Raw genomic sequence first — 13,064 nt, forward strand, 5'->3', positions numbered from 1 at the left:
TTTATGCCTGGAGAGACTATGGCAATACCTTATCCCGAATGGCTATCACTTCCTCAGAAGGCCAACAAGAGCCGCACGATTGATGCCGGATTTCGCACCGATCAGCCGGCAGTGGGCGCGCCTATCTTCCAGCGCCTGACAGATGACCTCAAAACCACCTGGTCGCTGGCGTGGATTTTCACGCTGCAAGAGGATCGGGCATTCGAGCAGTGGTATCGCAGTCCTCGTTACCTGGATAACGGCAATCAGTGGTTCACGATGCTTTGCAATCTGGGTGGCTCTGGCCTGCAACTGCAGGAACTACATTTTGTGGCGCCGCCGGTGCAAACGAGCATCAACGGCAACACGACGACGTGGACGGCGAGCGTAATCACCCGGAAGGTCTACAACCCGGATGACGAGTTCTCAGACGTCATTGTTGAGCTGCCGCCCTATCAGTGGGGGATCATTGATGAAGTGGTTAACCGCGACATGCCGGAGTATTGAATGCCTACATTACGAGAATTTCAGTCACAGCGGCCCAACCGGATCATCTATGACACGATGACGTTTAGTCATCCGGCGTTTGGCGCTATTCGGCTGGTGGCTAACCAAATATACCCAAAGACATTCGCCGGCCAGGTGTTTTCACCGTGTCGAATGGAGGTCGCAGAGAGTCAGCAGAGCAGCACGCCGGTGATCAACTCAACGGTGAAATTCGGGCGCCTGGCACAGGACTTCAAGCAGCAGCTGAAGCTGTGGCGAGCTCACTCACGCATCACGCCGATCTCTGCCACGTATCAGCGTTTCGATTCGGCGGACATGAACACGCCGCTGAAGTCCTGGACGCTATTTGTGAAAGACGCCTCTCTCGATGAGGCTGACGTAACGTGCTCGCTCACGCTGCAAAACCCGCTCAACAACAACATCGGTTTTCTCTACAACACCTCGGAATTCCCAGGACTCGCCAATGCATAAACCTGACTTCATTCACGCCATGGAGGGTAAGCCATGGCGCGATCGGGCGTGCTCGTTCGACGCGGCTGATTGCTGGGGGCTGGTGGTGCTGTATTACCGGCATGTGCTTGGCATAGAGATACACCAAACGCCGGACTACGAAGCCGGCAGCGACTTCCTGACGTGTTTTTCCGGTGATGTTGTGTTCTGGCATCAGGCCGAGAAAGCGGCCGACGGTAGCATTTTTATCGCCTATTACGGCGGTCAGCCAGCTCACGTCGGTTTGGTCATTGATGGACAAGCATTCCATAGCCGTGGCGAAGCGGGGCATGTGCGCTTTGACAAGCTACGCACGCTGGAGCGAGTTTTCACCAAATTGGAGTTTTACGACTATGCCGTTGATCGAAGTTCAGCGCGTGCCGGGGTTGCCCAAAGAACGTCATAACCTTCCCGCCGGCAGCATGTTCTATCCCTGGCTAAAATCGGCCAACCTTCACTGCGATGTTGAAATTCTGTGTAACGGCGTAAAGCTACAGCCCGATGATGAGCTGAATTTCCCGCTCAACGATGGCGACGTGATCAGCGTGTTCGACCAACCGAAAAGCGGCACCATCGGTAAAGTTCTAAGTCCGATTTTTGCCCCGATAAAGTTCGTTCAAAAAATCCTGACGTCATTGCTCGGCCAGCCAAGCGCGGGCGTGGCGACAAGCAGCAACGCAAAGACATCCCCGAACAACAGCCTGAAGGGGCAAACCAACATTGCGCGAAACGGCGAGGCAAAGCCTGACAACTACGGCCAGGTGCGCGCGTACCCTGACCTGATTCAGGAGTCGCTGTTCGAGTACGACAACAACATCAAGAAAGTCACAGAGTGGATGAACTTCGGGCTGGGCCGGTATGACGTCACGTCAGTAAGGTACTCAGAATCGAACCTCGGCGCGCTGGCTGGCGCCTCATACCGCATCTACCAGCCAGGTGAGAACATCCCGCTGATCAACGAGGGGTTCGCTTTTGACGACATAGACGGCCAGGAGTTGCCGGGGCCGAACGAGAGCGGAGACTTCCCAGCAGAAACGGCGACGACAACTACCGATATGGTGTCTGGGGAGTTCATCGCTGGACAGGCAAAGGTGAAAATCAAGCAGAACAGCGATTTCGATTACTTCTATGACCTGTCTAAGCCTCATTCCGTGTCTTTCGTGGTCAATGTCACCTACAACACGGTGTCGGGGCCGGTAACGCGTGATATCACGGTATTTGCCGATCTCTTCAGTGCTACGACAACTGACGATGGTGCCCCAGTGAATCCGCAGTATTTCTACGAGTTCACTTTTGTGAATCTGAGCGGCAACGACATCAGCCAGATCCCCGACGATGCGGTAATCAACACGTCGATATTCACGCTTAACGACAATGAACCGTTGGTAATTGGCCCGTCATTCTCTCCGGTTGATGGGACTCAGCTTTGGGTTCATCTTCAGGCGCAATTGGGACATGGGGATTACGCCAGAACCAGCGTCACATTCTGGAAGGTTGATGATGATAACAACCAGATCCCCGGCACGCTGGAAAGCTACAACATCGGCCTTAACAACGATGACGAGAACGCGGATACAAAATATGACACGTTCAAGTTTATCCCTGTGTCAGGCAATGGCCGCTATGCGGTAACGTTCATCCGCACCAACAACAGTAATGATCACTCGATCCTGAAGGTAGAGGCCGTTCACATCGTCAGGACGCGCACTAATGTTGTTTACCCGAATGACACGCTCGTAACCGTCACTGTTACAGCTACAGAGCGAGCAACCAGTGCGAGAGAGCGAAAATATAACGCGCTAATAACCCGCCACGTCATCAGCTACAACTTGGCTACACAGACAGTAGATTACACAGAAAGGCCGTCACGCTCGTTTGCAGACGCGGTATTGCACACCTGGCTAAAGATGGGCGGTCAGCCAGAGTCGAGCATCGACATCTATGAACTCTACTCTATCGCGGCATCGCTATCAGATCAGCGCCTGGGCTATTTCGATTACACCTTCGATGATGAGGATATCTCTCTGGGCTCTCGCATTCAGACGATCTGTGATGCGGCGACGGTAACAGCATTTTGGGATGGCGGGGTGCTGTCTTTCACGCGCGATGAGCGTAAGCCAAACGCAACGACGGTATTCAACCGCGCCAACATGAAAGCGGAGGATTACAGCCTTTCCTACGACATGACTCTCCCCGGCGGTTTTGATGGGGTAGAGGTCAAGTATCGAAACCCGGTCACGAATAAACAGGCATTCATCCGCTACCGGATCGTCGGCAACTCGATTGAAGAGGGCGAACCGGTAAAGGCGAAGAAGTTTGACATGCTGTTTATTCGCAATTCTTTCCAGGCACGGGATCGAGCGTTGAAAGAAGTTCGCCGGCTGCTGTATTCACGCCAAACGATGACTATCCGCGCGCTGGCCGATGGTGAATGGGTGAACGTCGGGCAGATGGTACAGGTTGCTGATATCTACGACGCGAACCAACAGGATGGCTATATTGTTGCGCGTAACGGCAACAACTTCGATACCAGCGAACGGATCGAGTGGTCTGGGGATATGTTTGTGGTCGTTACTGATGCAATCGGTGCGCCTACAGCGCGCGTCCAGGCATTTCCTCGCACAGATACCATATTTGGCTTCGCTGCAGCAGTACCAGCAATAACCCTCAACCTCTATGACGGCTACAACACACAGTCGCCGTCTCGTTACGTCATTGCCACACAGATGGAGATGGACGCAACGAAGTGGACGATTACTGAAAAGAAACCGAATGGCGACGGGACTACCTCGTTAACCATGTCTGAATACAACGATGAAATGTATAATTACGAGGTTACAGCGTAAATGACCACACCAACCAGCAAGCCCATTCCAAGTAACGATGTAATTGATTTAAAGTTTAACGCGGAAAAAATAGACGAGGTGGTTAATTCCAATGCTGAAAATTACTTTGATCGGTTTGGGGTGGAAAGATACACCTTAGAAGGCATCAGGAAAAATCTTTCTCCATTAGGTAAAACATACACTCAAGAGCAGGCAGTCGCTGCTATTGCATCTGGAGAAATACCGGATGGCGCGTTCTTCTTTATCTGGTCTGATGATGAGGGCGCTGTAGCTGAAAAATATCAAAACGTTGGCGGTGTAATTACACCAACGGGTGTGAAAATATCAAGTGAGAAATTCGTGCAAATGGTTTACCAACAGGCGTTGGCAAACCTGGCCGATATTTCGCAACTTAAAAACATCACATCGATGCTTAAAAACTACACGTCTACAGGGTGGCAATTTTCTTTGGAGTCGAAAAACGGCCCATCTGAAACGCTGCTTGGTGTAGACGATAATGGTGAATTGTGGCTCGCCGGTCTTGTTCGCGGGATACAGGAATATGTTGAACAGTTGATCCCGACATCATTAGCGAACAGATATAAAGGGCTTCAATGGGCGCTGGTGGATAAATCAGGAAAGCTCGGGCTTATCACCATTGACGATGATGGCGCTATGAACATTGTCGGGATGGACGATGCACTTCAGGATCGTGTTTCTTCCCTTTGTTCATCAACATTTTCCCGTCGCATTGTGGGATTTCAATATGTGGTTTTAGCAGATGATTTAAAGTCGGCACTGCTCGCTATTGATGATGATGGCGGTTTCTATATTCCAGGTATTGAAGGCCCGCTTCAGGATAATTTGGGTGAGTCCCTTGCAACGATAAAAACCGAGAACGGCGTGCCGGCGGCGGCATGGCGAGGAAATGTTGTGTGGTCAGAGAGGCCAGTGCTCACCGCTCAAAAACTGACATCTACCGGATTTATTTTCAGTTATGTGCCTGGTGGCGAAGCAACAGCCGGCAATGGGGTTAAGTACGAACCATCCATTCGAGAAATGCCGATCGATGCGAACGAGGTGCATGGCGGTGGTTCGGGTGGCCAATCACTGAACACGCCGAAGGATGGTGCTGGCATTAATATTGTCAATCGCGATCCTGCGTTTCGTGGTCGAGTACTCGTCGGCGCAAATGGAAGGCCGGAAGGCGGCGGTATGGATCCTGTAAGCGAGTCAGACCTGTCTACGCTTAACGATGCGCAGTATCCGGCTGCAGGATGGCGCCAGGGTAATGTGTTGCCGATGTATTATGCGATTCTCCATCAAAATCCTGGCAATCAGGTCTTTATTCATGCCCCATTTGCGGCAGGCGGCCGCTCTTTTGCTGAGATAAGCAAAGGGACCATCCCTTATCAAAACTCGCTGGAATTCGTGCAGCTTGGGAAAAATGCATCCGATGGAGTAGGGAAACGCTACACGTTCAAATTCATGACGTTTGAGCATGGAGAAACGGATAACGACAACGGCAGCTCGCAGAATCCTGGTGATTATCTCGCGAAAATGACGCCTTATTTCTCGGGCATGCAAGTTGACTTCAAAGCGATTACCGGCCAGACCGAGAATTTCGCAGAGGTAGTTGGGCAGGTCGGCAGTCGCATCAATACAAAAAATCAGCAGGTAGACGATCAAGGCAACCCAATCGGCGAGCCTGTGATTGTACAGCGGTACTCTGTCACCGCCACCGACCAGTTAACTTATGTGCGTCAGAACGCGGCAAAGGCCATCATGTACGGCCCCAAATACCCGCTTAACTGGCTCTATAACGATGCAACGCTGAGCCATCTGAATGCCGCCGGTAAAGTGCTGCAAGGCGAATATGCCGCACAGGCTATCTACTGGCATCTGTATGACCCAGTGAAAAAAGGAACCTGGACGGGGCTCAAAGCTCGCTCATTATCAGTGAATGGTAGCACTATCGACATCGTGTTCGATGTCCCATACCCGCCGCTGGTAATTGATACAACAACAATTGCTGATTGCCCTGGGCAAGGCTTCTCGTTGCAAGATGCCTCTGCTGAGGTTCAGTCGGTAGTAGTTATCGCACCAAACACTATCCGGCTTAATCTCAATCAGTCTCCAGCAGTTACAGATCACCTATTGATTGGATTCACCAACACTGTTCCAGCAACCCAAGACTTTATCTATCCACTGGTTTGCCTGCGTGATAGCTCAACTCAAACATCACGCTGGCTCACTAAGAATAACCAACCCTTTCCGCTATATAACTGGGCATGCCTCGATCGCCTACCACTGAATGGAGCATTTTAAATGACAGCAGCTATCAATACTGGCAAAGCCTATGCGGGTTTTCGTGCCGCTCTCGACTTGTCGGCATCAATCCTTGACCCACAGGCGCTCTTTAATGCCTACAAAGCGCGGGTAGTGGCAGACGGAGGCACTATCCCGGACGAGTCTGGTTGCTTGGCGCGGTTTTCATTTTTACTGAACAATGGAATGTATGACCGAGCGACGGTATGTGCTGCGCCGGCATTCGGACTAAAGGCGGATGGTTCAGGAAACGTCCAGACCATTTACAACCTGCTTGGTGTTGACGGTGATTTGATTGCAGGTTCCCAGGGCACTCCACCGTTGCCGATGACGTATGATGCTACCGCGCGCGCGGTTATCATTCAAATTACATCCGGCGGTGGCTGGTTCTTAAAGAGTCGCGCAAACCAGGTTATTCAAAAGGGGGGCGCGTACCTTATCGCTGGCCGCATGAGCGATCTGTACCGTGCGGACAATAACGGTATTCAGCTTGGGTACAATATCAATAACCTGCCGCTGGCATATCTGCGGACAATGATCACTAACAATAACGCCATAACCGAATCGTGGCGATATGGTACGCGTGACAGTGCCTGGCCAGCCGGCACTGGCGGAGCGGTAGGTGCTGCAACATCAATCTATGCTGACTATGTGCCATCAGCAGGACTTTTCAAAGTCGCGTCTGGTGTCATTGAAGGCTATGAGAAAGGAAAGCTGTCGGTAACTTCCTCTGTGGCAGCTACCGGTAAGCTTGCAGATCTGAGCAGTTTCACTGCCCCATTATTGGTTGGTGGGACGCAGGGAGCGGGCAGTGTAGGCGCATGCTATGGCGCTTTCAAAGATGTGATATTACTGCACACTGCCGATGAGTCTGATGCGGTATTGGCTTCTCGTCTCGGGATGTGATGCGCTGCCGGGAGGGAACCCGGCTATTCATAGAAACTATCTTTCTTTACCGATCAATATCCTACCTATCTAACAAAAATCCGAACTTTCCCCCGTCAAAATCTTGCGCATATACTGTATAAAAACACAGTAACAAGGCAACATTATGACTTTCTTTTATCCAACACCAAACCCAACCAAGCTCAAAATCCCGCTGTTCGCCGACAAGGTGCCAGCGGGGTTTCCCAGCCCCGCAGCAGATTACGTCAGCTCGCGCATCGATCTGAACGAGTACTGTATCAGCCATCCCAATGCGACTTATTTTCTCTATGCGACAGGTGATTCCATGCTTGAGGCCGGCATCACTGAGGGCTCTATGCTTGTGGTTGATCGTAGCATCAGCCCCGCTCATGGCGATATTGTTATTGCCAGCATAGCCGGCGAGTTCACCGTGAAGCGCCTCTGTTTGCATCCTCGCGCGCAATTGGAACCCATGAACCCGAAGTATGAGCCGATCCTGCTTCATGATGGCGGCGACGATCTGGAGGTGATGGGCGTTGTTGTGTCTTCGATAACGAGGCTCAAGTGATGTACGCGCTTGCTGATGTGAACAGCTTATACGCGAGCTGTGAAACGTTATGGCGTCCAGACCTGCGAGGTCGTCCTGTCGTAGTTCTGTCGAATAACGACGGCTGCGTTGTAGCCAGGAGCAAGGAAGCGAAGGCGTTAGGGCTAAAGATGGGAGAACCCTATTTCAAAATTAAGCGGGAATTTGAGCGAGCAGGGGGCATCGCGTTCAGCAGCAACTATGAGTTATACGCAGACATGTCTCAGCGTGTGATGGCTGTTTTAGAAGAGATGGCACCTCGCGTGGAAGTGTATTCAATTGACGAAAGTTTCCTTGATCTGACAGGCGTTCGTAACTGCATTGATCTGGATACTTTCGGTCGTCAGGTGAGGGCCAAGGTACTGCGCAACACAGGGCTAACTGTGGGTGTTGGCATTGCCCAAACCAAGACGTTAGCCAAGCTGGCAAACTTCGCGGCGAAGAAGTGGGACAAGACCGGTGGAGTAGTGGATCTATCCAATGAAGGGCGCCAGCGCAAATTGATGGGCCTCGTGCCTGTCGATGAGGTCTGGGGTATCGGACGCCGGATATCGAAAAAGCTCAACATGATGGGGATTGAAACGGCATTACAACTGGCCGATGCAAGCACTACGATGATCCGTAAGCATTTCAGCGTTGTGATAGAGCGAACCGTCCGCGAGCTACGTGGTCAGCCTTGTCTCGAGCTGGAGGAGTTTGCGCCGACAAAACAACAGATCATCTGCAGCCGTAGCTTCGGAGATCGGATAACCGAGTATGACCAGATGCATCAGGCTATTTGCATGTACGCGACGCGTGCAGCGGAGAAGCTGAGGGAGGAGCATCAGTGTTGTCGGCATGTCAGCGCGTGGCTCAAAACCAGCCCATTTGCCATCAATGAGGAATACTACGGCAATACCGCAAGCATAAAACTGAGCGTACCCACACAGGATACTCGCGATATTATCGCCGCAGCTATGCGTTGCCTTGATGCGATTTGGCAACCCGGTCATCGGTATCAAAAAGGCGGGGTGATGCTGCAGGATTTTTACAGTCAGGGCGTGGCTCAGATGGGGTTGTTCGATGAGTACAAACCACGGCATAACAGCGAACAACTGATGGGGGTGCTTGATCGGATCAATAACTCGGGGAGGGCAAAACTGTGGTTCGCAGGACAAGGGGCGCATCAGGTGTGGTCAATGAAGCGTGAGCTACTGTCGCCGGCATACACGACGCGGCTGAGTGATCTGCCGCGCGCTCGGGTTTATTAAACTAGATGATTGCCGATAGAAGTATAAGGAAATTGAAATGTTAATCCCTAACTATATCTTTTTTTTTCAAATTCACTCCAGCGTGTGGATAAACTTGACCAGTTTATATCTTGAATAAACGCAGTAATGACTTTCCCATGCAACGGAGTTATATCTGAGTCCATCTTAAGCAAACGGTCTATAAAAAATATTTTCTTAGTGGTAGGTTCAATTGCACAATCCCCCCTATCAAACATCTGATGTATATCTGCCCGGAGGAGTAATCCGTTAGAAACAGAATAATCTACCTGATCTGTATGCGGGATGATATGTGCGGCTTGAAGTCTGGAGGGAATAGAACACTCCGTTACAACACATTTCTTATAACAATTTATACTGACATTATTAGCGAAATCCCCCTGTCCCCATCTAACTTCAACCTGCGAAAATTTACGTTGATTCTCATCAGGGATGCTTTGTGATGGAGGAAGGGGCTCGTCCTTATAGATAGAGTGCAGGAATGATAAGATAAGCAACTCGCTTTGATTTTCTATGCCTTCATTAATACAATTATTTATGTTGTTTCTAATCCAATCAGACCACTCTTGCCTTAAGTGATAAGGGATTAATTCTTTAACTAACTCTGCCCAATCTTCGTTGTCTGCATTGATATCTTTCTTTAGCTTGTTTCTCATTTCAATCAGCTTTTTAGATGGTTTCTCATATTTCATTTTTGACCTTCTATGTTGCGTTTTTAAAAATATAAAATTTTAAAGTGACAGTTACACACTTTTAATAACAGGTTGAAAAGGGGGAGGTCAGAATCGCCAACTCCCACTTATAGTAGTTTGGCTGAGTAACTTTATTTTACTCGGTAAGCATGCTCGAGTACTAATTTTGCTAAATGAGTTTGTTGATTGGATAAGTCAATTTTATAAGTGAGGCAGAGCATAGCTAACACTTTAGCAAATTTAACTCTAACTACTTGTAGTGCTTTGTAGAAAAATACTACATTTCCTGAGTTTTGATGCTTGTATAATGACATTAAACTCTCGCTCAGAGTATGGACTAAATTTAGGATTAAATGCTGAGTCTGTTTCGATTTTATCTTTAACCTTAGCTCCTCTGTATTATGCTTGATCTCCTCTAGACTTTTTATTACTGCTTGAGAAACTTCTAAATCAAATGGCGCAACTAAAACATTTTTAGCCTCAAGATAAGTGAAATAATTTTTCAGCGATTTCTTATCCGGGTCTGATATAAATGGAATTAAATCTTTAGCTGAAATCCCTGAGATGGAAGCAACAACTCCTACACCACTAATTATATCTAGAAACATCATCATTCCTCTTTGCAATGTATTAGTCTAATTATATTCTAAAATTTCCAGTTAGAAATTCTATTGTGGTTAGATAACACGAACAATACTACGATTATTCGACAATGGCCACATAATAGGATGTTTTATTATCCAATTTAATAATCCCAGTGTGAAACTGTACCATTTTCATCCATTGCCGCCTATTGCCTGCAGATGCAGCCTGTAAATTTAGGTTTGGTGTTGTGCAATAGCAGTGTCATGTCTGAACTAATACATTTGATCAGATTGACGTTATCATTGCGGGCGTTGTTGGCATCCTTCCTGTCAGGATGCTAAGCGGAATTATCCGTAGGTGTGTCTATATCAATCGCTCACTCCTCTGCGACCCCAGGGGGGGCTGGACACGGCCATTATTCGATAATAGTTTAAACATTTTGCTGGTGGCTGATGTTTCAACGCAAGCATTGATAACCGGCTGACGCTACATTTCACGCCACCAATCAGGGCCATACCCCCAGTCAACAGGATCAAGGTGTAGCTTGTCGTCACGCTGATTCAATATCAGTACGCGAGTGCCTGGCGCCACGTTGTAACGTGCAATCGGCACGTTATCCAATGCGCCGGCAAATTCTAGATCGGATGCCAGAACATCTAGATAATCTGCACGAGTTTGAATTTGGTCAAAACGGCCACACATACTGATATCCCTTTAGAGGAGGATAGTGGAAGTATAGACGAGGGGAGGGTTTGTAAATCCTCTTGTAGATGATGGCCTTTCTCTAGTGATAGACTACTCATCCCGTTATGGCGTAACAACATAGTACATTTCAAATTGTGTACATATGAGTGTACATATCTGGCAGGGTAAAGCTGGATAGCGTCGATAACATCATGTAGTTAAACAATATTGTATTTCTTCATGTGATCTGTCGTGTGGGTCACCACTGTAGATAAGGAATTATTAATGCCTGTTATTACCCTTCCTGACGGTAGTCAGCGTCATTTCGATCACCCCGTTTCCCCGATGGATGTCGCGCGCGATATCGGCCCTGGCCTGGCGAAAGCCTGTATCGCCGGCCGCGTCAACGGCGAGCTGGTCGACGCCGGCGATCTGATCGAATCGGATGCGCAGCTGGCCATCATCACCATCAAAGATGAGGACGGCCTGGAAATCATGCGCCACTCCTGTGCTCACCTGCTGGGTCATGCGATCAAGCAGCTGTGGCCGGATACCAAAATGGCGATCGGTCCGGTGATCGACAACGGTTTTTATTATGACGTGGATATCGACCGCACCCTGACGCAGGAAGACCTGGATCTGCTGGAAAAGCGGATGCACGAGTTGGCCGATAAGGATTACGACGTCATCAAGAAGAAGGTCAGCTGGCAAGAAGCCCGCGACACCTTCGCTGAGCGCGGCGAAATCTACAAAGTGGCGATCCTGGATGAGAACATCAGCCATGACGATCGTCCTGGCCTGTACCACCACGAAGAATACGTCGACATGTGCCGCGGCCCGCACGTGCCGAACATGCGTTTCTGCCACCATTTCAAGCTGCAGAAAACCTCCGGCGCTTACTGGCGCGGCGACAGCAAAAACAAAATGCTGCAGCGTATCTACGGTACCGCCTGGGCAGACAAGAAGCAGTTGAACGCCTACCTGCAACGCCTGGAAGAAGCGGCCAAGCGCGATCACCGCAAGATCGGCAAACAGCTCGACCTGTATCATATGCAGGAAGAAGCGCCGGGCATGGTGTTCTGGCACAACGACGGTTGGACCATCTTCCGCGAGCTGGAAGCCTTCGTGCGTATGAAGCTCAAAGAGTACCAGTACCAGGAAGTGAAAGGTCCGTTCATGATGGACCGCGTGCTGTGGGAAAAAACCGGCCACTGGGAAAACTACAAAGACGCCATGTTCACCACCGCGTCGGAAAACCGCGAATACTGCATCAAGCCGATGAACTGCCCGGGCCACGTGCAGATCTTCAACCAGGGCCTGAAGTCGTACCGCGATTTGCCGCTGCGCATGGGCGAGTTCGGCAGCTGCCACCGCAATGAGCCATCGGGTTCCCTGCACGGCCTGATGCGCGTGCGCGGCTTCACGCAGGATGACGCCCACATCTTCTGTACGGAAGAGCAGGTGCGCGCTGAAGTGAACGAATGCATCCGCATGGTGTATGACGTGTACGGCACTTTCGGCTTCGACAAGATCGCCGTCAAGCTGTCCACTCGCCCGGAAAAACGCATCGGCACCGACGACATGTGGACCCGTGCGGAAGAAGACCTGGCCGCCGCGCTGACCGAGAACGGCATTCCGTTTGAATATCAGCCGGGTGAGGGCGCCTTCTACGGACCGAAAATTGAATTTACCCTGCATGATTGTTTGGATCGCGCATGGCAATGTGGTACCGTGCAGCTCGATTTCTTCTTGCCGGGCCGTTTGGGCGCTTCGTATGTTGGCGAAAACAACGATCGCGTCGTGCCGGTAATGATTCACCGCGCCATTTTGGGCTCCATGGAACGTTTCATCGGTATCCTGACCGAAGAATACGCCGGGTTCTACCCGACCTGGATCGCTCCGGTGCAGGTGGTGGTGATGAATATCACCGACAGCCAGTCTGATTACGTCCAGCAATTGACCAAAAAACTGCAGGATGCAGGCATTCGCGTGAAAGCGGACTTGAGAAATGAGAAGATTGGCTTTAAAATTCGCGAACATACTTTACGTCGAGTCCCTTACATGTTGGTGTGCGGCGACAAAGAGGTCGAAGCAGGCAAAGTTGCCGTTCGTACCCGCCGTGGCAAAGACCTGGGAAGCCTGGACGTAAACGAAGTCGTAGACAAGCTGCTGAAAGAGATTCGCAGCCGTAGTCTTCATCAACTGGAGGAATAAA

The 13,064-nt window shown here is 50.1% G+C and carries 11 protein-coding genes and 1 pseudogene; 9 read left to right on the forward strand and 3 right to left on the reverse strand.

Annotated features, from left to right (window positions below; all coding sequences use genetic code 11):
- Positions 1 to 18: 18 nt before the first annotated feature.
- From SSARUM2_RS10825 to umuC, 8 genes are all read left to right on the forward strand, one after another.
- Positions 19 to 486: a hypothetical protein gene (locus SSARUM2_RS10825; protein WP_060452926.1), complete on the forward strand. Its 468-nt coding sequence runs from the start codon at positions 19 to 21 to the stop codon at positions 484 to 486.
- On the forward strand, positions 487 to 957 hold the full coding sequence (locus SSARUM2_RS10830) for a DUF1833 family protein (protein ID WP_060452927.1): 471 nt from the start codon (positions 487 to 489) through the stop codon (positions 955 to 957).
- A complete protein-coding gene (locus SSARUM2_RS10835) occupies positions 950 to 1,381 on the forward strand; it encodes an NlpC/P60 family protein (protein WP_230202255.1) in 432 nt (143 codons plus the stop codon). The genes SSARUM2_RS10830 and SSARUM2_RS10835 overlap by 8 nt, the downstream gene beginning before the upstream one ends.
- Entirely contained in the window at positions 1,329 to 3,821 is a 2,493-nt protein-coding gene (locus SSARUM2_RS10840; RefSeq protein WP_060452928.1) for a host specificity factor TipJ family phage tail protein, read from the forward strand. The genes SSARUM2_RS10835 and SSARUM2_RS10840 overlap by 53 nt, the downstream gene beginning before the upstream one ends.
- Positions 3,822 to 6,128, forward strand: coding sequence for a hypothetical protein (locus SSARUM2_RS10845; protein ID WP_060452929.1), 2,307 nt, complete (start codon positions 3,822 to 3,824; stop codon positions 6,126 to 6,128). It abuts the gene before it with no gap.
- Complete coding sequence (locus SSARUM2_RS10850; RefSeq protein ID WP_060437140.1) at positions 6,129 to 7,034, forward strand: hypothetical protein; 906 nt, start codon at positions 6,129 to 6,131, stop codon at positions 7,032 to 7,034.
- A 145-nt stretch (positions 7,035 to 7,179) separates the two neighbouring features.
- Positions 7,180 to 7,602: a translesion error-prone DNA polymerase V autoproteolytic subunit gene (umuD, locus tag SSARUM2_RS10855; protein WP_033637997.1), complete on the forward strand. Its 423-nt coding sequence runs from the start codon at positions 7,180 to 7,182 to the stop codon at positions 7,600 to 7,602.
- Positions 7,602 to 8,870, forward strand: a complete 1,269-nt coding sequence (gene umuC, locus SSARUM2_RS10860; protein ID WP_060452930.1) for a translesion error-prone DNA polymerase V subunit UmuC — start codon at positions 7,602 to 7,604, stop codon at positions 8,868 to 8,870. The genes umuD and umuC overlap by 1 nt, the downstream gene beginning before the upstream one ends.
- Before the next feature lie 47 nt (positions 8,871 to 8,917).
- On the opposite strand, the gene SSARUM2_RS10865 is transcribed toward umuC, so the two are convergent.
- The 3 genes and pseudogenes from SSARUM2_RS10865 to SSARUM2_RS10875 form a co-directional block, all read right to left on the reverse strand.
- Positions 8,918 to 9,580: an HNH endonuclease signature motif containing protein gene (locus tag SSARUM2_RS10865; RefSeq protein WP_072270146.1), complete on the reverse strand. Its 663-nt coding sequence runs from the start codon at positions 9,578 to 9,580 to the stop codon at positions 8,918 to 8,920.
- A 131-nt stretch (positions 9,581 to 9,711) separates the two neighbouring features.
- Entirely contained in the window at positions 9,712 to 10,191 is a 480-nt protein-coding gene (locus tag SSARUM2_RS10870; protein WP_154635246.1) for a hypothetical protein, read from the reverse strand.
- 382 nt (positions 10,192 to 10,573) lie between these two features.
- Positions 10,574 to 10,867 (reverse strand): annotated as a pseudogene (locus tag SSARUM2_RS10875) (SOS response-associated peptidase family protein); the annotation flags it as partial.
- 267 nt (positions 10,868 to 11,134) lie between these two features.
- Between SSARUM2_RS10875 and thrS the strand changes: the two are divergent.
- Positions 11,135 to 13,063: a threonine--tRNA ligase gene (thrS, locus tag SSARUM2_RS10880; protein WP_025159696.1), complete on the forward strand. Its 1,929-nt coding sequence runs from the start codon at positions 11,135 to 11,137 to the stop codon at positions 13,061 to 13,063.
- Position 13,064 lies beyond the last annotated feature (1 nt).

The organism is Serratia sp. K-E0102, assembly GCF_029962625.1.
Lineage (GTDB): Bacteria > Pseudomonadota > Gammaproteobacteria > Enterobacterales > Enterobacteriaceae > Serratia > Serratia sarumanii.

Bases quoted from the DNA above. Each gene is read 5' to 3' on its own strand.
- SSARUM2_RS10825 (WP_060452926.1), top strand. From the start codon at position 19: ATGGCAATACCTTATCCCGAATGGCTATCACTTCCTCAGAAGGCCAAC.
- SSARUM2_RS10830 (WP_060452927.1), top strand. From the start codon at position 487: ATGCCTACATTACGAGAATTTCAGTCACAGCGGCCCAACCGGATCATC.
- SSARUM2_RS10835 (WP_230202255.1), top strand. From the start codon at position 950: ATGCATAAACCTGACTTCATTCACGCCATGGAGGGTAAGCCATGGCGC.
- SSARUM2_RS10840 (WP_060452928.1), top strand. From the start codon at position 1,329: ATGCCGTTGATCGAAGTTCAGCGCGTGCCGGGGTTGCCCAAAGAACGT.
- SSARUM2_RS10845 (WP_060452929.1), top strand. From the start codon at position 3,822: ATGACCACACCAACCAGCAAGCCCATTCCAAGTAACGATGTAATTGAT.
- SSARUM2_RS10850 (WP_060437140.1), top strand. From the start codon at position 6,129: ATGACAGCAGCTATCAATACTGGCAAAGCCTATGCGGGTTTTCGTGCC.
- umuD (WP_033637997.1), top strand. From the start codon at position 7,180: ATGACTTTCTTTTATCCAACACCAAACCCAACCAAGCTCAAAATCCCG.
- umuC (WP_060452930.1), top strand. From the start codon at position 7,602: ATGTACGCGCTTGCTGATGTGAACAGCTTATACGCGAGCTGTGAAACG.
- SSARUM2_RS10865 (WP_072270146.1), bottom strand. From the start codon at position 9,580: ATGAAATATGAGAAACCATCTAAAAAGCTGATTGAAATGAGAAACAAG.
- SSARUM2_RS10870 (WP_154635246.1), bottom strand. From the start codon at position 10,191: ATGATGTTTCTAGATATAATTAGTGGTGTAGGAGTTGTTGCTTCCATC.
- thrS (WP_025159696.1), top strand. From the start codon at position 11,135: ATGCCTGTTATTACCCTTCCTGACGGTAGTCAGCGTCATTTCGATCAC.